The organism is Cyanobium sp. LEGE 06143, assembly GCF_015207535.1.
Lineage (GTDB): Bacteria > Cyanobacteriota > Cyanobacteriia > PCC-6307 > Cyanobiaceae > NIES-981.
The window spans coordinates 15233-39643 of record NZ_JADEWP010000002.1; the positions used below are offsets into that span (position 1 = coordinate 15233).

Genomic DNA, 24411 nt, shown 5'->3' on the forward strand with positions numbered 1-24411 from the left:
GGCCTCATGCTTCGCCGCGAGCTCCTGGCCAGCGCCGTGCAGGGCAGCCTGCTTGCCGCGGCTTCGCTGCTGATCCGGCCGGCTGGTGGTTGGGCTCTTGGTGGAACACTGCCTGAACTCAACGCTCCGGCACCCCAGTTCCGGTTGCCCGGTGTGGCCCCCGACCCGGCTGGCCTCCGCGGCCCAGCCGATCCGCTGCCCACGGAGCTGTCCCTGGCAGATTTTGCCGGCCGCTGGTTGGTGCTCTATTTCTACCCGCGCGATTTCACCGGCGGCTGCACTCTCGAAGCACGCGGTTTCCAGAACGACCTGCAGGCGTTTCAGCGGGCCGGCGCCGACGTGGTGGGCGTGAGCGCCGACGACGCCGACTCCCACGCCTCCTTCTGCAGTGAGGAAGGGCTGGTGTTCCCGTTGCTGAGCGACCCTGGCGGGAAGGTGAGTCAGCGCTACGGCTCCTGGATCGCTCCGTTCTCGCAACGCCACACCTTCCTGATCGACCCCAGCGGGGTGCTGCGCAGCCGCTGGGTGGCCGTGCGCCCCAGCGGCCACAGTCGTGAGGTGCTGGCGGAACTCTCCAGGCTGCAGGCTCTTTCGGCCTGAGCTGAGCGTCAGCCCTTTCACTCCACAGCCTCCTGCTGTGGGGCAACGGCTGGCTCAGGGTCCGGTAGGTCGAACAGGAAGGTGCCGGCCAGTCGCTTCAGCAGTTGGTTGGTGGTGGCGGAGGCGGTGCTGATCTGCTGCAACGTCTCCACCAGAACCGGAGACGTGGTTTTCATCACCTCGGTGGCCTCGGATGAGGCCTCCCCCATAGCTGCGCCGGTCTGCTGGTAGAGCCTGAGGGTGTCGCGGGTGGCCTTGGCGGTCGCACCCGACTCCCGCTCCAGGGTGCCGACCAGGCGGCGAACATCCCGCAGGGTGCCGTCGACCTGGTTGGTGGCTGTGGGGAGGTCTTTCTCCACCACCGCCGCAATCGCCTGCTGGGTGCGATCAAGCTGCAGGCGGGTCATTGCCAGATCACTCAGCAGGTCGGCGGGGGAGCTGGAAGGATTGAAGGGAACGGTCAGAGCGGCAGGAGGCCCATCGGCATCAGGGGGGGCGATGTCCGGGGAGAGCGTCACCACGGTGTCGCCGATCAGCCACTCCTGAATGGCCGTGGCCCGGCTCTTCGGGCCTACCAGGCGGCGGTAGGCCGAGGCGATGCGCAGCCTCACATCCACCCGACCATCACTGGCGAGCTTCACGGACACCACCTTGCCGATGCGGTAACCGGAGAGGGTCACATTCATCCCCGGCCAGAGGCCCATGGCCTTGTCGGTGCGGAAGTCCACCACACTGCTGCCGCGCCAACGCAGGCGCTCATGGATGAGGTTTCCAGCCACCCAGCCGATCAGGAGCAGGGATCCGGCCAGGAACAGCCCGCCCAGACGACTGACTGGTGGCCGCCAGCCGGCCCGGGCAGAAGAGACCTCAGCGGAGGCAGACCCATCGCCGTTGGCTGGGGAACTCATGCGTAGGTGCCGTGCAAGGGGGTGAGCAGGGTCAGCCAGAGCACCTCAAGCCCAACGACCACCAGAAGGCATTCGGGCAAGGCATCGGCCAGCAGGGGAGCGAGCTCAGCCTGGCGGTCATTCGCCTGGGCAGCTTTGCGCAGGCACACCCACTGGGCGGCACCGGTCAGAACTCCGGCGCGCAGCAGGCACCTGAGCAGATCGGACACTTCCATGAGGCCGATGAGTTCGTGGACCTCACTAACAAGACCCAGGCCTGCGCGCGGTGTGGCCAGCAGCCCGCCCAGCAGCAGCCCCCCTTCGAACCACGGCACCAGCAGCATGGCACTGCAGACAGCGGCCCCGAGCTCGCCCCGCTGACCCCTCAACCAGCGCAGCGCGGTGGTGGAAGGCGCTGCTCGATCCAGCCGCCGCACAGCATGGGCCAGCCTGAGCGGAGCACAGCGGCAGATCCAGATCAGGCTCACTCCCATCGGCGTGACCAGCTGCAGCGATCCCAGCACAAGCACCTCCAGGCTCTCGTTGCTGCTCTCGCCAACGCTGGCTATGAGCAGGCGCACCATGACCATGCCCACCAATGCTCCAACCAGGAGGGCCAGCGGGGACGTTTCGGCAAGGTCCTGGAGAATCCTGCGCCGCATGGCGGGCTGATCGGGATTGAGACGGCGCCACCCTATGGGCCTGAGGCCCACGATGCTGCTTGCTGGCAGGGTGGCTCGGGACCGGAAAAGATGCTTGATTTGCGCAGTCACATCAGCCATCCCCCCAATACCCATGAGGTCCAAGACGCTGCAATGGCCTTCTCGCTGGAACCCAGCCGGCGCACTGGCAGCGCTCCTGGGGCTGGGCCTGGGGCTGGTCCTGGGTGCCTGTGTCCAGAAGACGAGCACGTCTGCGGCACCGGAAGCGGAGCAGGCGGCCAGCCCAGCCTCCGCGGTGGCGGCCGAGCCCGGGCTGAGCGCCTCGTCGAAAGAGGGCAAGCCTCGTAGCTGGGTCGTGCGCGGCGATGGGGTGAACCTGCGCGAGAAGCCGTCCCTGTCCGCTGCCGTGCTCACCACCTTCCCCGAGGGGAAGGTGGTTGACAATCTCGGCTGCAGGCAGGCGGAGGGGCGCGACTGGTGCGATGTGCAACCTCTCGGTGGCGGGCCCAGGGGCTTCGTGGCCACCGAGCTGCTGAAGCCTGCGGTGGCAGCCGATGGCGCCGTGGCCCGGGGGGACGACACGTCCGCCTTGCGTGCCGGTCAAGGTGATTTCGATGCCACCGGCAAGATGCCCTGCGCCATGAGCCAGGGTCAGCCGATGGGCAGATGTGCTTTCGGCGTGGCACGAGCCGGAGGGGGTGACGCCACAGTGGTGGTGACCCGCCCGGATGGCCGCAAACGGGCCCTGTTCTTCCGCATGGGCAAGGCCATCGGCGCCGACACCAGCCAGGCCGATGGCAACCCCGCCTTCTCCGCCAACAAGGAGGCGGACCTTTACACCATCCGGGTGGGCTACGAGCGCTACGAGATGCCGGAGGCCGTGATCTTCGGCGGCTGAGTTGGCTGGTCTGAAGGCCAAGAACAAGTTCACAGCTCTGCTTTCACCGCCGACCAGGCGGAGCGGCCTTGGAGCGTCTGCCATCTCTGCACAGCTGCATGGTTAGAAGCACTGCAGCGATCGCAAGAACAGAAGCTGATTGCAGCAAAGGAATGGTGATTACACTGAAACGCTGCACCAGTCTGTGCGCCGGCACGGTGTGGAAGTGATAGCTATCCACTCCGAACAGGATGATGCCTACAAACGACACAATCAGCACAGCGATAAATACTGGCAGGGAAGAGCGTTGCCTGCGACGCTGCCAGCAGGCCAAGAGCCCCAAGAGCCAATAGGGCATCGCCACAAGGAGCAAGTAGGGCAGATCACTGCTGCGCAGACCAGTGCTGCTGCTGGTGATCAAGATCAGGCTGAGCGCTGTGGCAAGACAACACAGAAGGATGCTCCAGCGGCCCATCACCGGCAGGAACGAGAGACCCAGTGCGGCCATGGGAAAAGCAATCCCAGATGGGCTCCAGTGCAACAGGCCACCACCAGGATCATGACGAGTGGCTTGCCATCCAACAGGGAGAACAGTATTTTAACCAGATGACCTTGGCAGCGAAGAGTCGTAGGTTTAGGTTCAGTTCGCCATCACGCTGAGGTCCTGCACATCGGCACAAGTCGAGACGAGACAGCGCCTCGCCTCGTTACTGCAACTGCCGCACACACCATTGGGGCGCAGCATCACTGCTGAGTTGACCTGGGGAAAACTCGCTACTCACAATCATCTTATTGCGCCTAGTGCCACCAAGCCCGGCGAAAGCATAGCCAGGATGCCAAGATCAGAGCTTCTGTTTAGCAAGCAGGAATGAACAAAGACTGGAGCGATCAGAAGAAGGGGAGATTTCGAGCCCACCCTTGCTGATGATGATGATGACAACAGAAGCCTCATCAGCGCTGCAAGTAGCTGCTGACATTGCGCACAGCCTGTTCTGCATACGCATCTCCAGGTTTCACCCGTAGGGCTGCCTCAAAGTGGTTGAGGGCCTGCTGAAAGTGCTGCCGCTGAGTGGCGTCATAGCCCAGTCGCATCAGTCGATCGTAGGTCGCCGCATCCACTTTGGCAGGCGTACCGGCACTGCTACTGATCAAGGCATGCTTCTGATTCCAGTAGGCAATTGTGGCCATACGGTCATCCGGCCGCTCGTAAAGAGCACTGCGGAAGTAGTCCGCAGCCTGGCTGAACTGGCGCTCCTTGGCGGCAGCGTAACCAAGGCGCATGTAACGGTAGTACGCCGATTCACCGCTGTAGTGGCCGGAGGCTACAGTCAGATCAGCGGCCTCAAGGCTTGGAAGGGACTGGCCCTTCTCGCCCGCGATGTAGGCCGTGACGTTCCGCACAGCCTGGGTGGCGTAATAGTCGCTGGGACGCTCTGCCAGGGCCCGGCGGAAATTGATCAGGGCTGACTGGTAATCGCGGGCCTGGGTCTCGTCGTAGCCCAGGCGCATGGAGCGGTCGTAGGCACTCTCTAGCGGTGTGGAATCCACCGGAGCTTGCTGGTCATGCAGTGCCCGCCGCTCGTTCCAGTAGGCAATGGTGGCCTCGCGGTCTTCGGGCACGTAGAAGAGGGCATCCCGGAAATAGGTTGATGGCGCTCAGGTGGTCGCCCCGGCGAGAGGCGGCATAGCCAAGCCGCATGTAGCCGTCGTAGGGACTTACGATGGCTGGCCCTGGAACGTCCTGCGCCAAGAGCGAACCGGTGGGCCGGGACTCGACGACAACGGCCACAGAGACACGAGCTTCAGCGCCACCGGCAGCAACGGATACGAGCGTGATCCCGAGAATCAACGTAGCCAAGTCCAAGTCGGGTATCGATGGAAAAAGGCGATTCATTGACGCTTTCATGACACGCAGCGAGGCTTGATGCCCGCCGCCTAGCAGGTCGGTGATCATTTCCGGGTGATGATGATGTAGATCGCGTGGATGATCGCTACCGGCCACATGATCCCCATCAAAGGAAGCCCAAGGGCACCGAAACTCAGCAACCAGAAAACCAAGTTTAGCCAAAATGGTCCGCTGAATCCCACCTGGGTGGCGACAGCCAGGGGTGGCAGAATGAAAGCCAGAATGATTCGAAAGATGTCACCAACTGTCATGGAGAGTCCTCGTGATGATGAGTGGGCCACTCATGCTGAAGACCACAGCGGAAGCAGCCATATCGACAGGTTAACGCGATGATCTAGAGCAGTCCATCGGAAGGTGCGTCAGCCCCGGCGCGATGCAGGAGGTGACGCTGTCACTGCGATCAGCTGCAGTAGCTCTCTTCTGTGTAGACAATCTGCTGATAGCGGCCGTCGCTGGTCTGAATCCCCACGCAGTTGCCGGTGCGAGGCTGCTGCCAGTAGGAGAAGGAGCTGGCCAGTGCCTTGGTGCCACCGCGGTACTGATAGCCCTTGCTGATCAGGTTCTGTTCAGCCTGACCACCCCTGGCCCCCACCAGATCCTGGAGTTCCCTCACCGGCGCTCCAATCGTCGCGGGCTCAGGTGCGTTGCTGCTGTTCTGTCCAGAGATCAGGGCACCGATCAGGGCAACGGCTGCAGCGCCGCCAGCGATGGCGGCTACAGTGGCCTTGTCGGAGTCGTCGTCAAAATCGGCATTCGCGTTCTGGACGTGATCCAGCTTGACCGATAGGCGACGCTTCTCGCCATCATCCCATCGGAACACATCATGGCCATTCTTGGCGTTGTGCTTGACGTTGAGGATGCCCCGGTAGGTCTGCACACTGAGAGCATCGGGGTTGGGACCGCGGAAAATGTAATCTGAACCATCATCCAGCTTCACCACATAGGCATCGGTGCCCCCGGCCCTCTTGTGCTTAAAACTGCAGTGGCCGTTGAAGGCCACATAGCCACCACTGACCATCTTGCAGCGACCCTGGGCCTTCACCAGAATTCTGGCTGACGCCGCAGACGGGAAGACCGAGACCGCGCTGAACAGGAACAGCCCGGAGCTGGCGAGACAACCGAAGGAGCGAAGGAGTGAACTCACGCGTCACCAGAAAATATAGGGTGTGGATCAGGAGCGGGCGCGCTGAACACGTTCTCATCACCTGATCAGTACAAGGGTAAGGTTCCGCCCTTACACGGGCAAGCGCATGGGCAGCTCGATGGCGCGCCACATACCCCCCGCGATGACTGGACACTGCAAGGCAGGGCAGCCACCGATCACCACGGTGGTGCTGTCCCTCCTGGCCCTGCTGATGCTCACGGTGTTCGCGGGCCGAGCGGCCACAGCTAGGGAGGACCAGCCAGTCCTGGCCGACAGCACCTGGCGGCTGGTGGAGATCCGCTCGATGGATGGCAACCAGGGGGTTCGCCGTCCTGCAACACCCTCCCGATACAGCCTGCGCCTGGAAGCCGATGGCAGCGCGCAGCTCAGGCTCGACTGCAATCGGGCCCAGGGTGCGTGGAGCATCAGTCCAGGCACTGATCCGAGCATCGGCGGTTTCCGCTTCGGGCCCCTGGCCACCACCAAGGCTCTCTGCCCCCAGCCCAGTCTCGGCGAGGCCCTGGGCGCTCAGCTGCCCGCAGTGCGCGGCTACGCCCTGCAGGGTGGCCTGCTCAGCCTCCGCCTGAAAGAGGACCGCCAGCCTTCTGCTCTTCGAGCCCCTGCCTAGCGCCGAGGTGCGCTATCGCGCTGCTACTGATCCACTCCTGGAGGAGGCGATTCGGCGCCGTATGCCTGACTACAGACGTGAACTGGTAGGTGAGGATCCACGGCGCTGGGCGCGCTACGTGCACGCCGCCACAGATCTGGACGGCGATGGCCAGGAGGAGATGCTCGTCTATCTGATTGGGTCATGGTTCTGCGGCACCGGCGGCTGCACCCTGCACATCTATCGGCCCAGCGCGGAGGGTTACGACCTGGTGCAGGACATCCCGTTGAGCCGGATGCCTGTGGTGGCCGCTGACAGCTACAGTGAGGGCTGGCGTGATCTCTGGCAGCTGCAGTCCGGCGGCGGGATGCCGGCAGGCTTCATCCGCTATCAGTTCGATGGCTCCCGCTACAGTCAGACGGAGCGGATTCCCGCCGATCAGAGGCGACCGAAGGGGCTGCTGCTCTCGGGCAACCCCAGCCTTGCCGGTGGCCAGCTGGAGGCCTGAAGGTCATCCAGCTGGCGGTCCGAAGGCTCCCTCCAGGACGCGGCGGTGCACCGCCGTGGACCGCCGCAGCGCTTGAATCCGCTGGTCGTTGGGAGGCCTGTCGAGGCTCTGGCGCCACTGGATCAGCAACGCAGCGGCATCGACGGGGCGATTCAGCTCTGCCAAGGGGCAGTCAAGGGGGAGGGCGGCGGCGCTGACCTTGGGGTCGTAGCTGAGGGCCGCCACGGGCGCTCCGGCCGCCGCCGCCAGGATCAACCCATGCAGGCGCATCGCCAGCACCAGCCCGGCGCCGGCGCACACGGCCATGGCCTCGCGCGGGTGGTCGCAGCAGAGCTCCCGGCTGCGGGCCGCCAGCCCAGAACCCAGCAGACCCTGGCTGAGCAGCGAGGCCAGCAGGCCGCGGTCCTCCACCGCATGGAAGGGCAGCCAGATCACGTCGCGCTCGGGTGCCAGGAGCTCCAGGGCCGCCAGCCAGGGCCGCCAGGCTTCTCCCTTCAGATGGACCGTCGGCCGAAAACAGAGCACAAGCGGGCCGCCCATGCCATGCCACGGCTCGGGAGCCACGCTCCACACCGGGTCAGCACCCACCAGGGGCTCGGCCCTGGCCCCGAGACGCCGGGCCAGGGCAGCCGAGGTGGCATCACGCCAGCTCACTTGCGTGATCGCCGGCAGCAGGCCCCGCACCAGCCAGCGGCTGCGACGGCGGCGCAGGGGCCCGAGCCCCTGGCCCCAGAGCAGCACGGGCTTGCCCAGGCTGCGGGCCAGCAGCACCAGACAGCCGTAGTACACCAGGCTCAGGAAACTGGTGGAGTCCTGCAGCAGGCTGCCGCCGCCGAACACCAGGGCATCGCAGCCGCCCAGGGCCGCCATCACGGCGCCCAGGTCGGTGCGATCCACGCAGGCCACGCCGAAGCGTTGCCGCACCAACGCCTGATCCCGCGCCGTGACAACGGGGCGGCAGCCCGGTGGCAGGCTGGCCAGCAGCACCTCCAGCAGGGCGTCGTCGCCGAGGTTGTGCTCGCCGTAATAGCCCACCAGCAGGGGGCGTTCACGCAGGGGCATGGCGGGCAGGGGGGCAGGCGCCATCCCTACCACCGCAAGCGGCCGGGGTCGCCCGGGGAGCCGGGGAGCCGCTCAGACAGTGGTGCTCCCACCCAGGCCGCCAGAACCCCGGCGCCGAAGCCCGAGGCATGGCCGATCCAGCTGACCCCCGGCGGACTGAACAGGGGCAGCAGCGACGGCAGCAGCCCCCCGTAGGCCACCACGCAGCCCACGGAGAGCAGGATCGGCCAGGGCCGCCGCTCCACCAGGCCCACCGCCAGCAGGTAGCCCAGCAGGCCGTAGACCACACCGGAGAGGCCATGGCTGGCGTTGTGCCACAGCAGCCACACCGGCAAGGAGCAGAGCAACACCGAGGCCCAGACGCGCAGGTAGGGCCGCAGGCCGCGGGAGAGCACCAGCCAGGAGAGCGGCAGGAACCAGAGCGAATTGCTGAACAGGTGCGCGAAGCCGCCATGGCTGAAGGGCGACGTGAACACCCCCCACACCGGCCCTCCCGGCACCAGCGGCAGGTTCCAGCGGCCGCCGAACAGCAGCTGATCCAGCAGCTCCTGCAGCCAGGGCACCGCCAGGATCAGCACGGGAAGCAACAGGCGGGCGCGCAGGCCCATGGGCTCGGTCGCCACGGAGGGGTGGATCTCAGTGCCAGAGTCTGGCCATGCACGCGCTCTCCCTGACGACCTGGTGGATCCACATCGCCTCGGTGCTGGAGTGGATCGCCGCCATCGCTGCCGTGCACAGCTACGGGCAGCGGCGGCGGGAGGGCGGCTGGCGCTGGCTGGCGCTGGCCATGCTGCCGGCCCTTTTGAGCGCCATGGCCGCCTGCACCTGGCACCTGTTTGACAACACCGCCGCCCTGGAGGGCCTGGTGGTGCTGCAGGCCGGCTGCACCCTGCTGGGCAACGGCGCCCTGGCCATCGCCGCCCTGCACCTGCTGCGCCTGCAGCGCGCTTCACAACCCCCAGGCGCCGGATGACAGCGTTGCCGCAGCTGATGCAGGCCCTGCTGGAGCGGCTGGGCTCGGTGGATCCAGGACCCCTGTTTGTGCTCTCCCTGCTGCCCTATCTGCTGTTTCTGTGGTGGGCGCGGCAGGTTCAGGCCTTCCCCAGGCTCGCCCTGCGGGGTTTTCAGCTCACCCTGCTGTTCGTGGCGGTGACGATCGTGGCCGCCGTGGCGGCCGAGCAGTTCTGGGGCCGCCAGCTGGCCGATGTGGATCCGCTGCACGGCGGCGCCGAGGCCTTTCTCACCCTGGCCAACCTGGTGGTGGTGCTGGGCTTCGTCGGCCAGAGCCCGCCACCGCAGCCACCAGAGCCCGGAGCCGGCGAATGAACAAGTCTTAAGGCACGCGGCCCAGGGCTGCGCAGCCCCAGAAGATGGGGTGTCGGCTCCTGATCCATGTTCGCTCCTCTTCTGGCTGTGGCCCCCGCCACCCTCACCTGGTCGCCGAAGGTGGCGTTGGTGATGATCATCTGCAACGTGATCGCCATCGCGATCGGCAAGGCCACCATCAAGCAGCCCAACGTGGGTCTGCAACTGCCCAACAGCTCCCTGTTCGGCGGCATGAGCCACGGGGCCATGCTCGGCACCCTGAGCCTGGGCCACATCCTCGGCATCGGCACCATCCTGGGCCTCGCCTCCCGCGGCGTCGTCTGAGCGCCTCAGCGCCAACCCGGCAGGTAGGGCAGGGCCCGCAGCCCATAGCGCTCAAAGCGGTAGTCAAACAGCAGGGCGGAGAGATCCTCCGCCCTGCGGGTTTCCAGGCCCCTGAGCAGGCGGTCGAGATGACGATCGCCCGCCCCCTGATCCAGGCCCAGCCAGATACGCCGGGCCAGACGGCCACTCAGGCTCCAGCGCCATCCCAGGGCTGAAGCCAGCCGAAGCCGATAATCGCGCAGCAGCGCCCCGGGCCCCAAGCCGTCCTGCAGCAGCAGTGGCCCGAGCACATCGGCGCTGGCCATGGCGTGGCGAATGCCCTCGCCGCCGAGCAGATTGGCGGTGCTCACGGCATCCCCCAGCCCCAGCAGCCGGCCGTGGCCATGGGCCTCGCGGCGTTCCACCGTGCTGCGGATCAGGCCGCCGTGGCGATCCAGCACCCGGGCCCGGTCCAGCCCCAGCCGTTGCAGCAGGCGCGCCAGCTCCGGGCCGAGGGGCAGGTGTTCGCTACGGCCATCCAGCAGCCGGCAGACCCCCACCTTGAGCTGGCCGGGGGCCATCGGGAACACCCAGCCGTAGCCCTGACGCACCCAGTCGCTGCCGAGGCAGAAGGTGAGCCGATCGGCCCAGCGCTCGCCCAGCTTCGGGTCCACCTCCAGCAACCACTCCACCCCCAGGCCTCGCACCAGCGTCCCCTGGCCCGGGGCGGGCTCACCCAGCAGCGCCCGGGACTGGCCGCTGGCATCCACCACCCAGCGGCTCTCGATGCTGCGGGGCGTGGTGCTGCCCGGGGGACACAGCCAGGTGCGCATGGCCTGGCCCCCTGAAGCCCCGCAGGCCACAGCACGCCAGCCGAGCCGCAGTTCCACCCCCAGCTGACGGGCCTGCTCCGCCTGCCAGCAGCGCAGAGCACCGAAGTCCAGCACCGCACCCAGAGGGCGCCGGCCCCACCACTGCCGTTGCCCGGCGGCGGGGCCCAGCAACTGCCAACCGCTCCAGCGAGAAGCGATCACCTGCTCGGGTAGTCCGAGGCCCTGCAGCGCCGCCAGCGGCAAGGCCGCGCTGCTGAAGGCCGCATGGGCCAGATCGGCCAGCCGATCCACCAGCATCACCCGGGCGCCGGCCCGGGCCAGCTGCAACGCCAACCTGCCGCCGGCCGGGCCGGCCCCCACCACAAGCACATCGAGACGCTCGCCCGGGCTCCTCACAGGAGCCAAGGGGCTCAGACCGCCAGGGGCTTCACCGGCATCGAGAGCCGCAGGCCGGTCCCGAAGCGCTCCAGGATCCTGTCCGCCATCTGGGGCGGTGTGAGGCCGAGGGCGCTCTTGCTCTGGGCCGGTGAGGCGTGGTCCACCAGCTGGTCGGGAATGCCGATGCGCAGCACCGGCACGAGCACGTCGTGGTCGTTGAGGCACTCGGTGATGGCGGCGCCGAAGCCCCCCGGCAGACAGCCCTCCTCCATGGTCACCACCCGGCCGATGCGCCGGGCCATCGGCAGGATCAGGGCCTCATCCAGGGGCCGGATGAAGCGGGCATTGATCACGGCGGCCCGGATGCCCTGCTCCTGCAACAGACCGGCGGTGGCCATGGCCGGATACACCATGGCGCCATAGGCCACGATCAGCAGGTCATCGCCATCGGCGAGCAGTTCGCCTCGGCCGATCTCCAGAGGCTCGAAGCCCTCCTCGGCCAGGGGAGCCCCTTCGCCCTCGCCCCGGGGAATGCGCAGGGCGCAGGGTCCGCTGTGCTGGATGGCGGTGATCAGCATGCGCTGCAGTTCGGCCTCATCCTTCGGGGCCATCACGGCGAAGTTGGGCACCGCCCGCAGGTAGCTGATGTCGTACTGGCCCTGGTGGGTGGGGCCGTCGGCGCCGACGATGCCGGCGCGGTCGAGCACGAAGGTGACCGGCAGCTTCTGGATGCCCACGTCGTGGATCAGCTGGTCGAAGGCCCGCTGCAGGAAGGTGCTGTAGATGGCACACACGGGGCTGAGGCCCTCGCAGGCCATCCCGGCCGCCATGGTCACGGCGTGCTGCTCGGCGATGCCCACATCGAAGTATTGATCGGGCACAGCCTTCTCGAGCAGATCGAGGCCCGTGCCGGTGGCCATGGCGGCCGTGATCCCCACCACGAGCGGATCCTGCTCGCAGATCTTCACCAGCGTCTGGCCGAACACCTTGCTGTAGCTGGGCGGCTTGGGCTTGCTGGAGGGGTAGGCCTTGCCACTGACCAGGTCGAAGGCGCCCTGGGCGTGGTAACCCACCTGATCGGCTTCGGCATAGGGGTAGCCCTTGCCCTTGGTGGTGGCCACATGCACCAGCACCGGGCCGTCGTGGGCGTGGGCCTGTTGGAACACCTTCACCATGCCGGCGATGTCATGGCCGTCGATCGGGCCCATGTAGGTGAAGCCCAGCTCCTCGAACACGGCGCCCAGCTTGGGCACCGCCAGCCGCTTCATGCTCTCCTTGAGGTTCTTCAGTTCAGGCGGCAGCTCGCCGTGCATGAACGGCAGGTGCTTGATCGCCTCCTCGGCGTTGTCCTGCAGGAACTGCAGCGGCGGGCTGTGCCGCATGCGGTTGAGGTGGGTGGAGAGGGCCCCCACCGGCGGGCTGATCGACATGTCGTTGTCGTTGAGCACCACCAGCAGCCGGGTGTGGGGCAGATGGCCGGCGTGGTTGATCGCCTCCAGAGCCATGCCGCCGGTGAGGGCACCGTCGCCGATCACGGCCACACATTTGAAGTCTTCGCCGCGGCGGTCGCGGGACAGGGCCATGCCCAAAGCGGCGGAGATCGAAGTGCTGGCGTGGCCGGCGCCGAAGTGGTCGAAGCTGCTCTCGCTGCGCTTGAGATAGCCCGCCACGCCTCCCTGCTGACGCAGGGTGTGGAAATCCTTGTAGCGACCGGTGATCAGCTTGTGGGGATAGGCCTGGTGGCCAACATCCCATACCACCTTGTCGTGGTCGAGGTCGAGGGTCTGGTACAGGGCCAGGGTGAGTTCCACCACTCCGAGGCCCGGACCGAGGTGGCCGCCGCTGGTGCTCACCACCTCGAGGTGGCGCTCCCGGATCTGGCGGCCGATCGCTTCGAGCTCGGCGGTACTGAGGCCGTGCAGCTGGTTGGGGTGGCTCAGCTCGCTGAGATGCATCACGACCCTGGCGTTGTGAGCAATCTAGGGGGTTCCCCTGGGGCACCTGCGCAGATTGCGACACTGGGGACATGAGCCAGCAGCCCCGAAACCCCAGCGCCGATGTCGCTCCGGCAGAGGTGGCCCCAGACCCCGACGGCTATCTGCAACGCATCCTGCGGGCCAGGGTCTACGACGTGGCGATCGAATCGCCCCTGGATCCGGCCCCCAACCTCTCCAGCCGGCTGGGCAACCAGGTGCTGCTCAAGCGGGAGGATCTGCAGCCGGTGTTCAGCTTCAAGCTGCGCGGCGCCTACAACAAGATGGTGGGGCTCAGCCCGGCTGAGCTGGAGCGGGGCGTGATCGCCGCCAGCGCCGGCAACCACGCCCAGGGGGTGGCCCTCGGCGCCCAGCGGCTGGGCTGCCGGGCCGTGATCGTGATGCCGGTCACCACGCCTGAGATGAAGGTGCGGGCCGTGGCCGCCAGGGGCGCCGAGGTGGTGCTGCATGGCGACACCTACGACGACGCCTATGGCCATGCCCTGCAGCTGGCGGCGGAGGCTGGCCTCAGCTTCATCCACCCGTTCGACGATCCCGATGTGATCGCCGGCCAGGGCACGATCGGCCTCGAAATCCTGCGGCAGTGCTCCCATCCACCCGATGTGATCTACGTGGCGGTGGGGGGCGGCGGGCTGATCGCCGGCATCSYCRYCTMCKTYRMSRSCCTNNCNTGGCSSGGGGTGCAGATCGTGGGGGTGGAGCCGCGCGATGCCGACGCCATGGCACGCTCCCTGGCCTGTGGCGAGCGGGTGCGGTTGGAGCAGGTGGGGCTGTTCGCCGATGGCGTGGCCGTGCGCCAGGTGGGTCGCCACACCTTCGCCCTGGCCCAGCGCCATGTGGATCGGATGGTGACCGTGAGCAGCGACGAGATCTGCGCCGCCATCAAGGACGTGTTCGAGGACACCCGCTCGATCCTCGAGCCCGCCGGCGCCCTGGCCGTGGCCGGCATGAAGGTGGACGTGGAAGGCCAGGGGCTCCAGGACCGCACCCTGGTGGCGGTGGCCTGCGGCGCCAACATGAATTTCGATCGGCTGCGCTTCGTGGCCGAGCGGGCTGAGCTGGGCGAGGAGCGCGAGGCGATGCTGGCCGTGGAGATCCCCGAGCAGCCCGGCAGCCTGCGGCGCTTCTGCCAGATGCTGGGGGATCGCAGCCTCACCGAGTTCAGCTACCGCCTGGCGGACCCTCGCCGGGCCCACATCTTTGTGGGAGTGCAAATTCAGGGCCATGCCGACACCCGGGCCCTGCTGGCCAGCCTGGAGGCCTCCGGCTTCCCCTGCCTCGACCTCAGCTGCAACGAGCTGGCAAAGCTGCACCTGCGCCACATGGTGGGGGGGCGGCTGCCGGCCAGTGCGGGCAAGGCCCTCGACCAGGGCGAGGAACTGCTGTACCGCTTCGAGTTTCCCGAGAAGCCCGGCGCCCTGATGGCCTTCGTGAACGCCCTGCAGGCCAGCTGGAACATCAGCATCTTTCACTACCGCAACCACGGCGCCGACGTGGGGCGCATCGTGGTGGGGGTGCAGGTGCCGCCCGGGGAGCGGGGAACCTGGCAGGAGTTTCTGGACGGGCTGGGCTACAGCCACTGGGACGAGAGCACCAACCCGGCCTACCGGCTCTTCCTCGGCTCCAACGGCTGAGGGGAGACATCCCTGCGGCTCTCCCTTAGTTTGCTGGCACCACCAGGGCCGAGTGCCATGGGTGTCGACCCCGAAGCCAGCACGCCTGAAGCCGAGAACCCCGAGGCCAGCCTCCCCGAGGCCAGTCCTGCTGGGCCGAAGCCCCTGAACCTGTCGCTGCCGGCCCACCTGGAGGCGATCCTCTATCTCAAGGGCCGCCCCCTGAGCCTCTCCGAACTGGCTGCCATCGCCGGGGTGGACAACGACAGCGCCGAGCTGGGCCTGATCACCCTGATGGCCGACTACGCCCACCGCGACACGGCCCTGGAGATCAGCCAGGACGGCCACACCTACGGTCTGCAACTGCGCGAGAGCCTGGCGGAACTGGTGCAGAACCTGGTGCCGGTGGACCTCTCCACGGCGGCCCTGCGCACCCTGGCCACGGTCGCCCTCAAGAAGCGCATCCTGCAGTCGGAGCTGGTGGAGCTGCGCGGCTCCGGCGCCTACGACCACATCAAGGCCCTGCTCGCCGAGGACTTCATCGAGCGACGGCGCCAGAGCGATGGCCGCTCCTACTGGCTCAGCCTCAGCGAGAAATTCCATCGCACCTTTGCGGTGAAAGCCGAGGAACTGCAGCCCCGGCCGCGCCGCTCTGCATAGAGTCGGGGTTCATCCCACAGGCCCATGCAAGTTGCCGCCCAGGTGCTGAGCGTTCTGAGCAACACGCTGCAGATCTATTCCCTGCTCCTGCTGGTGCGGGTGCTGCTCAGCTGGTTCCCCAACCTCGACTGGAGCAATCCGGTGCTCTCGAGCGTGAGCTCGATCACCGATCCCTACCTCAACGTGTTTCGCGGCCTGATCCCGCCGATCGGCGGCCTCGACCTCTCGGCGATCCTCGCCTTCCTCGCCCTCAGCCTGGGCCAGCAGCTGCTGGGCAGCGCCAGCGTCAGCATGATGGCCTCCCTCTATTGAGCCAGCTCCTGTTCCAGGGGCAGCAGTTCGTCGTCGGCTCCGGCGCGGACGCGTACCGGGGCGCTGAAGCCCCGGGCCTTGACGTTGCGGAAGCGAATCGGCTCAGGCGTTCCCGCCGGCACCGAAACACGCAGGGCGAAGGTGGAACGGCCTGGAGGCACGTCGCCGATGGATCCCACCCTGGAGCGGTTCTGGAGCACCGGTTCACCGCTGGCATCCACGATCAGGGCGAACACATCGGTGTCGACCACGGGCTTGCGGCTGCTGTTCAGCACCGTGCCCCGCATGGCGTAGCAGCTGGGGGCTGCGGCCCGCCTCAGATCGGGCTGGGCGGCCACATCATCCGCCGGGCAGGGATCCAGGGTCACGTCGTTGACCTTGAGATCGAGGCCCCAGGCCGGCGGCGCCAGCACCAGCAGCAGGGCGAGCAGCAGCGCCGGCAGCCACCGACGCTGGCCAAGCGGCCTGACAGGGCTCCCAGAGCGCGTCCGGTGGGACAACGGAACAGGGGCTGAGCGGAACTGGAGCATGGGGGAACCTGGCTGGGAAGCAGAGCTGGGTCGCGCCTCAGCGCAGGTCACCATCGCCTGAGATCACGTTACGGGCGGCGCGACTCGCCAGTTTGTCCAGGTTGGCACTGGCCACGGCGTCGAGGTCGAGCTCCAGCTCGGTGGCCAGCTGGGCCACGTACCAGAGCACATCGCCCAGTTCGAGCTGCAGGGCCTGGCGCACCTCCTGGCTGAACACACCGCCGCGGTCGCGCAGCACCTTCTTCACCTTGTCGGCCACCTCGCCCGACTCGCCGCACAGGCCGAGGGTGGGGTAGATGGGATTCTCACCGGCGCCGGGATAGACAGCGGTCTGGCGCGAGCGCTCCTGGTAGGTCCGAAAGTCCATCCAAGCCAGCACCAAAACTGGGCCGATGGTAGTTTCAACCTATAGATCGCCACTGCGATGCCCCAACCCGATCTCATGCGTCGCACCAAGATCGTCGCCACGATCGGGCCCGCCACCGAGTCCCACCAGCAGCTCAAGGCTCTGATCCACGCCGGGGCCACCACGTTCCGACTCAACTTCTCCCACGGCGATCACAGCGAACACGCTGCCCGCATCGAGGCGATCCGCGAGGTGTCCGTGGAACTCGGCGAACATGTGGGCATCCTCCAGGACCTGCAGGGCCCGAAGATCCGCCTGGGCCGGTTCGTGGATGGCCCGATCACGCTGGCGCAAGGGGCCCGCTTCAGTCTCACCTCCAGAGATGTGGCCTGCAACCAGGAGATCGCCACCGTCACCTACGGCAGATTGGCCGATGAGGTGACTCCCGGCAGCCGCATCCTGCTGGATGACGGCCGGGTGGAAATGCTGGTGGAAGAGGTGGACATCCCCCAGCAGACCCTGCACTGCAGCGTCACCGTTGGAGGTGTGCTCAGCAACAACAAGGGCGTGAACTTCCCGGATGTGCAGCTCTCGATCCGGGCTCTCACTGACAAAGACCGCGAGGATCTGGCCTTCGGGCTTCAGCACGGCGTCGACTGGGTGGCGCTCAGCTTCGTGCGCAATCCCTCCGACCTGCTGGAGATCAAGGAACTGATCGCCAGCCATGGCCACGACACACCGGTGGTGGCCAAGATCGAAAAATTCGAGGCCATCGATCAGATTGATGACATCCTCATGCTCTGCGACGGCGTGATGGTGGCCCGAGGCGATCTGGGCGTGGAGATGCCGGCTGAAGAAGTGCCGCTGCTGCAGAAGGAATTGATCCGCAAGGCCAACAGCCTGGGCATACCGGTGATCACGGCCACCCAGATGCTCGATTCGATGGTGAGCTGTCCGCGGCCCACCAGGGCCGAGGTGAGCGATGTGGCCAACGCCATCCTGGATGGCACCGATGCCGTGATGCTCTCCAACGAAAGCGCCGTGGGCGACTTTCCCGTGGAGGCCGTGGCCACGATGGCCACCATCGCCCGTCGCATCGAGCGCGACTACCCGATGCGGCAGATCGACAGCCGCATGGCCACCACCATTCCCAATGCGATCTGCCAGGCGGTGAGCAACATCGCCCGCAATCTCAATGCCGCCGCGATCCTGCCCCTCACCTCCAGCGGCGCCACTGCCCGCAATGTGAGCAAGTTCCGGCCCAGCACCCCGATCCTGGCGATCACCAGCGAAGCCCAGGTGGCCCGCCAGCTGCAACTGATCTGGGGCGTGAATCCGCTGCTGGTGGCGGAGCAGACCTCCAGCACCAGCACCTTCAGCCTGGCCATGGGCCTGGCCCGCGACCGCGGCTACCTCCAGGACGGCGACCTGGTGGTTCAGACGGCTGGCACCCTCTCCGGGGTGAGCGGCTCCACCGACTTCATCAAGGTGGGCATCGTCACGGCGGTGCTCTCCCAGGGGGTGGGCATCGGCACCGGCTCGATCAGCGGCCGGGTGCGCTTGGTGGGTTGCCCTGAGGAGGCCGTCGCCATCCAGATGGGCGAGATCCTGGTGGTGCGCGAAACCAGCGCCGCCTACGAGGAGGTCTTTCACCGGGCCAAGGCTGTGATCACCGAAAGCGGCGGCCGCGAGAGTCATGCCGCTGTGACGGCCGAGCTCACCGGCATCCCCGCCATCGTGGGGGTCACGGGCGCCCTCGAGACCCTGCTCGACGGCGAGATCGTGACCCTGGATCTGCTGCATGGCCTGGTGCACCGGGGGGCCAGGAGCCACAACGCCGACCCCATCGGCGCCATCGTCTGACCATCACGTTCTGCCCCACGCCATGGCCTCGAAGCTGCCCCTGGGCGAAACCGTGGGCATGGCCCTCTCCACCCTGAGGGCCAACCGCCTGCGCAGCCTGCTCACCATGCTGGGCATCGTGATCGGCAATGCCTCGGTGATCACCCTGGTGGGGGTGGGTCGGGGTGCCCAGAACCTGGCCGAGGGCCAGCTCAGCAACCTGGGCGCCAATGTGCTGTTTGTGGTGCCGGGCAACAACGACACCCGGCGCCAGGGGATCGACTTCCCCAAGACGCTGGTGCTGGAGGACGCTGAGGCGATCGCCGAACAGGTGCCCACCGTGAAACGGGTGGCACCCCAGATCACCCTCAGCGAGGTGGTGCAGGCGGGGGGGTTGAGCAGCACCGCCTCGGTGAATGGCATCACCCCGGAATTCCTGCCCGTGCGCCAGTTCGAGATGGCCCGGGGGCGCTTCATCTCGGCCAACGACATGGAGGCTGCCGCCAGCGTGACCGTGATCGGCCCCGACCTGGCCGACAAGATGTTCCCGGGGGGCACGGCCGTGGGGCGCACCCTGCGGATCCGCACCCAGCCCTTTGAGGTGATCGGCGTGCTGGAGGCCAAGGGGGCCGTGTTCGGCCAGAACCAGGACGAGAACGCCTACGTGCCGCTCAGCGCCATGGTGAGCAAGCTCTCGGGGCGGGATCCCACCTATGGGGTGAGCCTCAACTTCATCAGCGTGGAAGCCCGGGATGGCGACAGCACCGGCGCTGCAGCCTTCCAGATCACCAACCTGCTGCGCCAGCGCCACAACATCCTGCGGGAAGACGACTTCGCCGTGCGCTCCCAGCAGGATGCGCTCACGATCGTGAGCACGATCACCGGCGGTCTCACGCTGATGCTGGCGGCCATCGGCGCCGTGTCCCTGCTGGTGGGCGGCATCGGCATCATGAACATCATGCTGGTGTCGGTGAGCGAGCGCACCGAGGAGATCGGCCTGCGCAAGGCCCTGGGGGCGCGCAGCGGCGACGTGCTGCTGCAGTTCCTGGTGGAGTCGCTGGTGCTGGCCAGCCTGGGCGGGGCGATCGGCACTGCGGTGGGCATCGGCACGGTGAGCCTGGTGGCCCTGGTGACGCCCCTACCAGCGACGATCGGCGCCGGCACGGTGCTGCTCACCGTGGGACTCTCAGGATCCATCGGCCTGTTCTTCGGGGTGGTGCCGGCGCGCCGGGCCGCCGGCCTCGACCCGATCGTGGCCCTGCGCAGCCTCTAGCCCCAATCCCAAAGAAAACCTTAAGACAGGCAAACCGTGGCGAAGGCCACCAAGCGGGCGATTGATTCGATGCGTTTATGGGTGGTATCGAATGTGGTGAGACCCTTGGGCTGGCTGGAATGCGGCTACCGGAACAGCAGCGATCGCATGGTGATCGCCCGCTGCGTGGGGCCTGAGGAATTTTTCCTCGAGCGCGTCGTGTTCCCCTTCGAACTGCTCAGCTTCTCCTGCCCGGCCGACTCCGAGCTCAAGATCTGGACCCATGGCCTGGGCGGGCCTGAACTGCTGGAAACCGTGGCCGTGGACGACCTGGTGATCGAGACCGGCTCAGCAGCCATCCCCCTGACCCAGGCTGCCCCTGAGCTGGACGAGAGCCATGGCACACCGCTGGTTCCTCAGGAGCTGATCCAGCCGCCCTTCTCTGCTCCAGGACCGGAAGCAGGCCCAACCCCCCGCAGCCAGTACGCCAACCCCCTGACGTACCAGGCCATCAGCGCCGCCGCTCTGGTGCAGGCCTGGGGCACCGCTGGCTGAATCCAGGCTGCGGCGGTCCGAAAGCCAGGCGGCACCGTTACACTTGTTAAGAAAGTGTCTCAGCTATGAATCAGCGCTGGCGATTGATTGCTCTCTGGTTGCTGCCGCTGGCGGTGGTGGCCTTCCTCGGCTGGCAGATCCTCAGCAGCGGAGGGATCTCCAATCCCAGCCAGGGCGGAGCCACCACCGCGCCTCGCAACGCGGCCGTGGCCCGCATGAGCTACGGCCGCTTCCTCGACTACGTGGATGCTGGCCGGGTCACCGCGGTGGACATCTTTGACGGTGGCCGCAGCGCTGTGATCGAAGCGGTGGATCCCGAGCTCGACAACCGTGTGCAGCGCCTGCGGGTGGACCTGCCCGGCGTCGCTCCCGAGCTGGTGAATCAGCTCAAGGAGCAGGGCATCAGCTTCGACATCCATCCCCCCAAGCAGGCGCCGCCGGCCCTGGGCCTCCTCGGCAACCTGCTATTCCCGCTGCTGCTGATCGGCTCGCTGATCTTCCTGGCACGCCGCTCCAGCGGCATGCCAGGCGGCCCCGGCCAGGCGATGCAGTTCGGCAAGACCAAGGCCCGCTTCGCGATGGAGGCCGAAACCGGCGTCAAATTCGACGACGTGGCTGGCGTGGAGGAGGCCAAGCAGGACCTCGAGGAGGTGGTGACCTTCCTCAAGACCCCCGAGCGCTTCACCTCCGTGGGCGCCAAGATCCCCAGAGGCGTGCTGCTGGTGGGCCCCCCCGGCACCGGCAAGACCCTGCTTGCCAAGGCCATCTCTGGTGAGGCCGGTGTGCCCTTCTTCTCCCTCTCCGGCTCGGAGTTCGTGGAGATGTTCGTGGGCGTGGGTGCCAGCCGCGTGCGCGACCTGTTCAAGCGCGCCAAGGAGAACAGCCCCTGCCTGATCTTCATCGATGAGATCGACGCCGTGGGGCGCCAGCGGGGCGCCGGTGTGGGCGGCGGCAACGACGAGCGGGAGCAGACCCTCAACCAGCTGCTCACCGAGATGGACGGCTTCGAGGGCAACAGCGGCATCATCATCATCGCCGCCACCAACCGGGCCGATGTGCTCGATTCGGCCCTGCTGCGCCCGGGCCGCTTCGACCGTCAGGTGCAGGTGGATGTGCCCGACATCAAGGGGCGCCTCTCGATCCTGAAGGTGCACTCCCGCAACAAGAAGCTCGCCGATGACGTGAGCCTGGAGATGATTGCCCGCCGCACCCCGGGCTTCTCCGGTGCCGACCTGGCCAACCTGCTCAATGAGGCCGCCATCCTCACGGCCCGTCGCCGCAAGGAGGCCACCGGCCTGGCAGAGATCGACGACGCCGTGGATCGGGTGATCGCAGGCATGGAGGGCAAGCCTCTCACCGATGGCCGCAGCAAGCGCCTGATCGCCTACCACGAGGTGGGCCATGCCCTGGTGGGCACCCTGGTGAAGTCCCACGACCCGGTGCAGAAAGTCACCCTGATCCCCCGCGGCCAGGCCCAGGGGCTCACCTGGTTCTCCCCCGATGAGGAGCAGATGCTGGTGAGCAAGGCACAGCTGCGGGCCCGCATCATGGGCGCCCTGGGGGGCCGTGCTGCCGAAGAGGTGGTGTTCGGCCATGCGGAGGTGACCACCGGCGCCGGGGGCGACATCCAGCAGGTGGCTTCGATCGCCCGCCAGATGGTGACCCGCTTCGGCATGAGCGACCTGGGCCAGTTCTCCCTGGAAGCAGGCAACCAGGAGGTGTTCCTGGGCCGCGACCTCATGACCCGCAGCGACGCCTCCGACCGCATGGCCAGCCGCATCGACGTGGCCGTGCACCAGATCGTCGAGAGCTGCTACAAGGACACCGTGAAGCTGGTGGCTGAGCACCGCACCTGCATGGACCGGGTGGTGGAGCTGCTGATCGAGAAGGAGAGTCTCGATGGCGAGGAATTCAGGGCCATTGTGTCGGAATTCGCCACCGTTCCCGAGAAGGAGCGCTTCTCGCCCCTGATCGTCGAACCGGCCCTGCCCAGCAGCTGACCACCACTCTGAACAGCACAAAGCCCGGCCTAGGCCGGGCTTTTTTCTTCAGACCTGAAGCACGGCTTTTCAGACCGGACGCACGGGGCGTTTTTCGATCACTTTGTCGATCAGGCCATAGCCCACCGCTTCGGCCGGCGACATGAAGAAATCGCGGTCTGTGTCCTCTTCAATCCGGGGCATGGGCTGGCCGGTGCGATCAGAGAGCTCCTGATTCAGCTTCTGCTTGAGGTAGAGGATCTCATCGGCCTGGATACGGATGTCGCTGGCCTGACCGCGGGCGCCCCCCAGGGGCTGGTGGATCATGATCCGGGAATGGGTGAGGCTGCTGCGTTTGCCCTTGGTGCCGGCACAGAGCAGAAAGGCGCCCATCGAGGCGGCCAGGCCGACGCAGACCGTTTGCACATCGGGCTTGATGTGCTGCATGGTGTCGAAGATCCCGAGGCCGTCATACACCGATCCCCCCGGGGAATTGATGTAGAGGAAGATGTCCTTCTCAGGATCTTCCGCTTCCAGAAACAACAGCTGGGCAACGATGCGGTTGGCCGATTCGGCTGTGACGGGCTCTCCGAGAAACACGATCCGCTCGCGCAGCAGCCGCGAGTAGATGTCAAAGGCGCGTTCCCCCCGGCCCGACTCCTCAATCACAATCGGAATCATGGACCTGGACAGTGAACTGGCTCGATCCTACTGAGCGTGGGCGGCTAGGGTCGCCGCACCTGAACCGACAAGCAGCGTGAGCGCCGCCCTGACCGTCTCCGACAGCAAGCGCGCTTTTCATCGCGCCTTCCCCCATGTGATCGCGCCCCTCTACCGGCGCATGGTGGATGAACTGCTGGTGGAACTCCACCTGCTGAGCCGCCAACAGGGCTTCTCGGCCAACGGCCTGTTCGCCTGTGGCCTGGTGCAGGTGTTTGACGGTTTTGCCCGTGGTTACCGCCCGCCCGAGCACAAGCCCCAGCTTCTCGCGGCCCTCTGCAGTGCCACCGGCTTCGATGCCGCCCAGCTGCGCCAGGAATCGGACAGCTGCCGCGCCGCCATGGGCCACCACAGCGTGGATGCGGTGAAGGGCTGGATCGAGGCCCAGGGGGAGGGTGCTCCTGAGCCCCTGGCCTCCGCCCTGGCCAGCATCCGTGAGCCTGGCTTCCACTATTCCCGCTTGATGGGCGTGGGGCTGTTGAGCCTGCTGGAGCAGGCCCAGGGCGCCGATGCCATGGATCCCGCCACCCTGCGCGGCTACGCCCACGACCTCGGCGGCGCCATGGGGCTGCTGCGGGAGCGGCTCGACAAGGACCTCAGCCTCTACGCCAGCAACCTGGAGAAGCTCGCCCAGGCCGTGGAGCTGATGGAGGAAACCGTGGCGGCCGAGCGCCGCAAGCGCGAGCGTCAGCAGGCGGGCCTCAGCGGCCTGGCGCCGGCGGAGGATCCTGCGGCCGGGGAGACTCAGGCACCGGAAGGGGCTGAAAAGACGGAGCCGCAGGCGTCAGCCACAGACGCGCCCACAGCCGGCTGATCGCCTCGTTCTGATCGGCCGGGCGCTGCGCTTCCACATCCAGGCTCTCCGCCTGCATCAGCGGTCCAGGCAGGGTTTCGGGCAGCAGGCCCAGGGCCCCGAGCTTGCGGGGACGAAGCCTGAGGCTGAGCAGCGGGGCGGCGTCGCCCTGCGCCAAAGCAGCTCCGGGACCAGCCGTGGGGGCCGGCCCCAGGAACATCAGCAGCTCCGGGGCACTCCCGGGCCGGTTCAGCCAGCGCCAGCCTCCCACCACCTGGCCGTCCTGCCGCTGCCAGAGGCTGGTGGGCAGGGTGGCTGAGCCGCCAGGGGGTCCACCAGCCGCCGGGGGCAGGCTCTCCAGGCCCTCGCCCTCCAGCACCGGCCCAAGGCGGCCCAGGAATTCCGCCCAGGCCTGGCGCTGTTCTGCTGCAGGGGCGAGCTGCAGCGTGATCGCCGCCTGGAAGGGGCCCGCCCCCACGGCCCGCACGCCGAGACGGAAAGGGGTGCTGCGCAGGCGCCGCAGGTCGGCGTCATCGACGCCATAGCGCGACAGCAGCGGATCACGGATCAACTGCCGGTTGAGCAACCCCTGCAGCAGCACCTCCAGGGTGCGGCCCTGCAGGGTGAGCAGGCTGCCCGGTGGCCAGGCTGGAGCCKMGGCYCCAGCCGGCCGGGCGGCGGCCTCCGCCTGTGGCACAGAGGCCAGCAGAGCCGTGCTGCCC

General features: G+C 67.1%; 28 protein-coding genes and 1 pseudogene. 15 read left to right on the forward strand and 14 right to left on the reverse strand.

Annotated elements, in window-relative coordinates; translation table 11 throughout:
* The first annotated feature begins 6 nt into the window (after positions 1 to 6).
* A complete protein-coding gene (locus IQ216_RS00425; protein ID WP_193813847.1) occupies positions 7 to 600 on the forward strand; it encodes a peroxiredoxin in 594 nt (197 codons plus the stop codon).
* Positions 601 to 617: 17 nt separating this feature from the next.
* Here the strand turns inward: IQ216_RS00425 and IQ216_RS00430 are convergent, their stop codons facing one another.
* Both IQ216_RS00430 and IQ216_RS00435 read right to left on the reverse strand, forming a co-directional pair.
* Positions 618 to 1508: an MlaD family protein gene (locus tag IQ216_RS00430; RefSeq protein ID WP_193813848.1), complete on the reverse strand. Its 891-nt coding sequence runs from the start codon at positions 1506 to 1508 to the stop codon at positions 618 to 620.
* Positions 1505 to 2071, reverse strand: coding sequence for a hypothetical protein (locus tag IQ216_RS00435; RefSeq protein WP_193813849.1), 567 nt, complete (start codon positions 2069 to 2071; stop codon positions 1505 to 1507). The genes IQ216_RS00430 and IQ216_RS00435 overlap by 4 nt, the downstream gene beginning before the upstream one ends.
* 373 nt (positions 2072 to 2444) lie before the next feature.
* Here IQ216_RS00435 and IQ216_RS00440 point away from each other — a divergent pair, with 373 nt between their 5' ends.
* Positions 2445 to 3047, forward strand: coding sequence for an SH3 domain-containing protein (locus IQ216_RS00440; RefSeq protein WP_193813850.1), 603 nt, complete (start codon positions 2445 to 2447; stop codon positions 3045 to 3047).
* Between the two features lie 43 nt (positions 3048 to 3090).
* Here the strand turns inward: IQ216_RS00440 and IQ216_RS00445 are convergent, their stop codons facing one another.
* The 4 genes from IQ216_RS00445 to IQ216_RS00460 all read right to left on the reverse strand — a co-directional run bounded on the left by IQ216_RS00445 (position 3091) and on the right by IQ216_RS00460 (position 6076).
* Positions 3091 to 3534: a hypothetical protein gene (locus tag IQ216_RS00445; protein ID WP_193813851.1), complete on the reverse strand. Its 444-nt coding sequence runs from the start codon at positions 3532 to 3534 to the stop codon at positions 3091 to 3093.
* A 443-nt stretch (positions 3535 to 3977) separates the two neighbouring features.
* Positions 3978 to 4646 (reverse strand): hypothetical protein, encoded by a 669-nt coding sequence (locus IQ216_RS00450; protein WP_193813852.1) that lies wholly within the window; start codon positions 4644 to 4646, stop codon positions 3978 to 3980.
* A 330-nt stretch (positions 4647 to 4976) separates the two neighbouring features.
* Positions 4977 to 5183, reverse strand: coding sequence for a YqaE/Pmp3 family membrane protein (locus IQ216_RS00455; RefSeq protein WP_193813853.1), 207 nt, complete (start codon positions 5181 to 5183; stop codon positions 4977 to 4979).
* Positions 5184 to 5332: 149 nt separating this feature from the next.
* The gene (locus IQ216_RS00460; RefSeq protein ID WP_193813854.1) at positions 5333 to 6076 is read right to left on the reverse strand and encodes a hypothetical protein; all 744 of its coding nucleotides are present in this window, start codon (positions 6074 to 6076) and stop codon (positions 5333 to 5335) included.
* Positions 6077 to 6260: 184 nt separating this feature from the next.
* Between IQ216_RS00460 and IQ216_RS00465 the strand changes: the two genes are divergently transcribed.
* Both IQ216_RS00465 and IQ216_RS00470 read left to right on the forward strand, forming a co-directional pair.
* Positions 6261 to 6704 (forward strand): META domain-containing protein, encoded by a 444-nt coding sequence (locus IQ216_RS00465; protein WP_193813855.1) that lies wholly within the window; start codon positions 6261 to 6263, stop codon positions 6702 to 6704.
* A gap of 118 nt (positions 6705 to 6822) precedes the next feature.
* A complete protein-coding gene (locus IQ216_RS00470) occupies positions 6823 to 7191 on the forward strand; it encodes a hypothetical protein (protein ID WP_193813856.1) in 369 nt (122 codons plus the stop codon).
* 3 nt (positions 7192 to 7194) lie between these two features.
* Here IQ216_RS00470 and csaB read toward each other — a convergent pair whose 3' ends face one another.
* Positions 7195 to 8277, reverse strand: a complete 1083-nt coding sequence (gene csaB, locus IQ216_RS00475) for a polysaccharide pyruvyl transferase CsaB (protein WP_228006952.1) — start codon at positions 8275 to 8277, stop codon at positions 7195 to 7197.
* Between the two features lie 2 nt (positions 8278 to 8279).
* Positions 8280 to 8861 carry a rhomboid family intramembrane serine protease gene (locus IQ216_RS00480; protein ID WP_193813876.1) on the reverse strand — a complete coding sequence of 194 codons (582 nt, stop codon included), beginning with the start codon at positions 8859 to 8861 and terminating at the stop codon, positions 8280 to 8282.
* Positions 8862 to 8908: 47 nt separating this feature from the next.
* Between IQ216_RS00480 and IQ216_RS00485 the strand changes: the two genes are divergently transcribed.
* The 3 genes from IQ216_RS00485 (at position 8909) to psaK (ending at position 9903) form a co-directional block, all read left to right on the forward strand.
* Positions 8909 to 9226: a DUF2499 domain-containing protein gene (locus tag IQ216_RS00485; protein WP_193813857.1), complete on the forward strand. Its 318-nt coding sequence runs from the start codon at positions 8909 to 8911 to the stop codon at positions 9224 to 9226.
* Complete coding sequence (locus IQ216_RS00490; RefSeq protein ID WP_228006953.1) at positions 9223 to 9579, forward strand: DUF3593 domain-containing protein; 357 nt, start codon at positions 9223 to 9225, stop codon at positions 9577 to 9579. The genes IQ216_RS00485 and IQ216_RS00490 overlap by 4 nt, the downstream gene beginning before the upstream one ends.
* Before the next feature lie 66 nt (positions 9580 to 9645).
* On the forward strand, positions 9646 to 9903 hold the full coding sequence (gene psaK, locus IQ216_RS00495) for a photosystem I reaction center subunit PsaK (RefSeq protein ID WP_186699551.1): 258 nt from the start codon (positions 9646 to 9648) through the stop codon (positions 9901 to 9903).
* Between the two features lie 5 nt (positions 9904 to 9908).
* On the opposite strand, the gene IQ216_RS14535 is transcribed toward psaK, so the two are convergent.
* Together IQ216_RS14535 and dxs are read right to left on the reverse strand one after the other, a co-directional pair.
* Positions 9909 to 11111: an FAD-dependent monooxygenase gene (locus IQ216_RS14535; RefSeq protein ID WP_370566534.1), complete on the reverse strand. Its 1203-nt coding sequence runs from the start codon at positions 11109 to 11111 to the stop codon at positions 9909 to 9911.
* 14 nt (positions 11112 to 11125) lie between these two features.
* Positions 11126 to 13048 (reverse strand): 1-deoxy-D-xylulose-5-phosphate synthase, encoded by a 1923-nt coding sequence (gene dxs, locus IQ216_RS00505; protein ID WP_193813858.1) that lies wholly within the window; start codon positions 13046 to 13048, stop codon positions 11126 to 11128.
* 71 nt (positions 13049 to 13119) lie between these two features.
* Between dxs and ilvA the strand changes: the two are divergent.
* The 3 genes and pseudogenes from ilvA to IQ216_RS00520 all read left to right on the forward strand — a co-directional run bounded on the left by ilvA (position 13120) and on the right by IQ216_RS00520 (position 15672).
* Positions 13120 to 14721, forward strand: a pseudogene (gene ilvA / locus IQ216_RS00510) (threonine ammonia-lyase, biosynthetic).
* A gap of 57 nt (positions 14722 to 14778) precedes the next feature.
* Positions 14779 to 15360 carry an SMC-Scp complex subunit ScpB gene (gene scpB / locus IQ216_RS00515; RefSeq protein ID WP_193813859.1) on the forward strand — a complete coding sequence of 194 codons (582 nt, stop codon included), beginning with the start codon at positions 14779 to 14781 and terminating at the stop codon, positions 15358 to 15360.
* A 24-nt stretch (positions 15361 to 15384) separates the two neighbouring features.
* Entirely contained in the window at positions 15385 to 15672 is a 288-nt protein-coding gene (locus IQ216_RS00520; RefSeq protein ID WP_186699543.1) for a YggT family protein, read from the forward strand.
* Here IQ216_RS00520 and IQ216_RS00525 read toward each other — a convergent pair.
* Both IQ216_RS00525 and IQ216_RS00530 read right to left on the reverse strand, forming a co-directional pair.
* Entirely contained in the window at positions 15666 to 16172 is a 507-nt protein-coding gene (locus IQ216_RS00525) for a hypothetical protein (RefSeq protein ID WP_370566532.1), read from the reverse strand. The genes IQ216_RS00520 and IQ216_RS00525 overlap by 7 nt on opposite strands.
* 67 nt (positions 16173 to 16239) lie before the next feature.
* Positions 16240 to 16569, reverse strand: coding sequence for a nucleoside triphosphate pyrophosphohydrolase family protein (locus IQ216_RS00530; protein WP_186699541.1), 330 nt, complete (start codon positions 16567 to 16569; stop codon positions 16240 to 16242).
* A 57-nt stretch (positions 16570 to 16626) separates the two neighbouring features.
* Between IQ216_RS00530 and pyk the strand changes: the two genes are divergently transcribed.
* The 4 genes from pyk (at position 16627) to ftsH (ending at position 22197) form a co-directional block, all read left to right on the forward strand.
* Complete coding sequence (gene pyk / locus IQ216_RS00535; protein ID WP_193813860.1) at positions 16627 to 18411, forward strand: pyruvate kinase; 1785 nt, start codon at positions 16627 to 16629, stop codon at positions 18409 to 18411.
* Between the two features lie 22 nt (positions 18412 to 18433).
* Positions 18434 to 19663, forward strand: coding sequence for an ABC transporter permease (locus IQ216_RS00540; protein ID WP_193813861.1), 1230 nt, complete (start codon positions 18434 to 18436; stop codon positions 19661 to 19663).
* Positions 19664 to 19699: 36 nt separating this feature from the next.
* On the forward strand, positions 19700 to 20197 hold the full coding sequence (locus IQ216_RS00545; RefSeq protein WP_370566533.1) for a DUF1830 domain-containing protein: 498 nt from the start codon (positions 19700 to 19702) through the stop codon (positions 20195 to 20197).
* Between the two features lie 65 nt (positions 20198 to 20262).
* Positions 20263 to 22197 carry an ATP-dependent zinc metalloprotease FtsH gene (gene ftsH, locus IQ216_RS00550; RefSeq protein ID WP_193813862.1) on the forward strand — a complete coding sequence of 645 codons (1935 nt, stop codon included), beginning with the start codon at positions 20263 to 20265 and terminating at the stop codon, positions 22195 to 22197.
* Positions 22198 to 22266: 69 nt separating this feature from the next.
* Here the strand turns inward: ftsH and clpP are convergent, their stop codons facing one another.
* On the reverse strand, positions 22267 to 22857 hold the full coding sequence (clpP, locus tag IQ216_RS00555; RefSeq protein WP_186699534.1) for an ATP-dependent Clp endopeptidase proteolytic subunit ClpP: 591 nt from the start codon (positions 22855 to 22857) through the stop codon (positions 22267 to 22269).
* A gap of 76 nt (positions 22858 to 22933) precedes the next feature.
* Between clpP and psb29 the strand changes: the two genes are divergently transcribed.
* Entirely contained in the window at positions 22934 to 23710 is a 777-nt protein-coding gene (gene psb29, locus IQ216_RS00560) for a photosystem II biogenesis protein Psp29 (protein WP_193813864.1), read from the forward strand.
* Here the strand turns inward: psb29 and IQ216_RS00565 are convergent.
* The coding region (locus tag IQ216_RS00565; RefSeq protein ID WP_228006954.1) for a hypothetical protein at positions 23598 to 24411 on the reverse strand (814 nt) is incomplete at its 5' end. The two genes, psb29 and IQ216_RS00565, sit on opposite strands and share 113 nt — an antisense overlap.

What these genes read in the sequence shown, in the direction of transcription:
- ftsH (WP_193813862.1), top strand. Translation starts at nt 20,263, where the DNA reads ATGAATCAGCGCTGGCGATTGATTGCTCTCTGGTTGCTGCCGCTGGCG.
- psaK (WP_186699551.1), top strand. Translation starts at nt 9,646, where the DNA reads ATGTTCGCTCCTCTTCTGGCTGTGGCCCCCGCCACCCTCACCTGGTCG.
- dxs (WP_193813858.1), bottom strand. Translation starts at nt 13,048, where the DNA reads ATGCATCTCAGCGAGCTGAGCCACCCCAACCAGCTGCACGGCCTCAGT.
- IQ216_RS00480 (WP_193813876.1), bottom strand. Translation starts at nt 8,861, where the DNA reads ATGGGCCTGCGCGCCCGCCTGTTGCTTCCCGTGCTGATCCTGGCGGTG.
- scpB (WP_193813859.1), top strand. Translation starts at nt 14,779, where the DNA reads ATGGGTGTCGACCCCGAAGCCAGCACGCCTGAAGCCGAGAACCCCGAG.
- IQ216_RS00485 (WP_193813857.1), top strand. Translation starts at nt 8,909, where the DNA reads ATGCACGCGCTCTCCCTGACGACCTGGTGGATCCACATCGCCTCGGTG.
- IQ216_RS00425 (WP_193813847.1), top strand. Translation starts at nt 7, where the DNA reads ATGCTTCGCCGCGAGCTCCTGGCCAGCGCCGTGCAGGGCAGCCTGCTT.
- IQ216_RS00530 (WP_186699541.1), bottom strand. Translation starts at nt 16,569, where the DNA reads ATGGACTTTCGGACCTACCAGGAGCGCTCGCGCCAGACCGCTGTCTAT.
- IQ216_RS00430 (WP_193813848.1), bottom strand. Translation starts at nt 1,508, where the DNA reads ATGAGTTCCCCAGCCAACGGCGATGGGTCTGCCTCCGCTGAGGTCTCT.
- pyk (WP_193813860.1), top strand. Translation starts at nt 16,627, where the DNA reads ATGCCCCAACCCGATCTCATGCGTCGCACCAAGATCGTCGCCACGATC.
- IQ216_RS00540 (WP_193813861.1), top strand. Translation starts at nt 18,434, where the DNA reads ATGGCCTCGAAGCTGCCCCTGGGCGAAACCGTGGGCATGGCCCTCTCC.
- IQ216_RS00455 (WP_193813853.1), bottom strand. Translation starts at nt 5,183, where the DNA reads ATGACAGTTGGTGACATCTTTCGAATCATTCTGGCTTTCATTCTGCCA.
- clpP (WP_186699534.1), bottom strand. Translation starts at nt 22,857, where the DNA reads ATGATTCCGATTGTGATTGAGGAGTCGGGCCGGGGGGAACGCGCCTTT.
- IQ216_RS00435 (WP_193813849.1), bottom strand. Translation starts at nt 2,071, where the DNA reads ATGGTGCGCCTGCTCATAGCCAGCGTTGGCGAGAGCAGCAACGAGAGC.
- IQ216_RS00490 (WP_228006953.1), top strand. Translation starts at nt 9,223, where the DNA reads ATGACAGCGTTGCCGCAGCTGATGCAGGCCCTGCTGGAGCGGCTGGGC.
- csaB (WP_228006952.1), bottom strand. Translation starts at nt 8,277, where the DNA reads ATGGCGCCTGCCCCCCTGCCCGCCATGCCCCTGCGTGAACGCCCCCTG.
- IQ216_RS00445 (WP_193813851.1), bottom strand. Translation starts at nt 3,534, where the DNA reads ATGGCCGCACTGGGTCTCTCGTTCCTGCCGGTGATGGGCCGCTGGAGC.
- IQ216_RS00520 (WP_186699543.1), top strand. Translation starts at nt 15,385, where the DNA reads ATGCAAGTTGCCGCCCAGGTGCTGAGCGTTCTGAGCAACACGCTGCAG.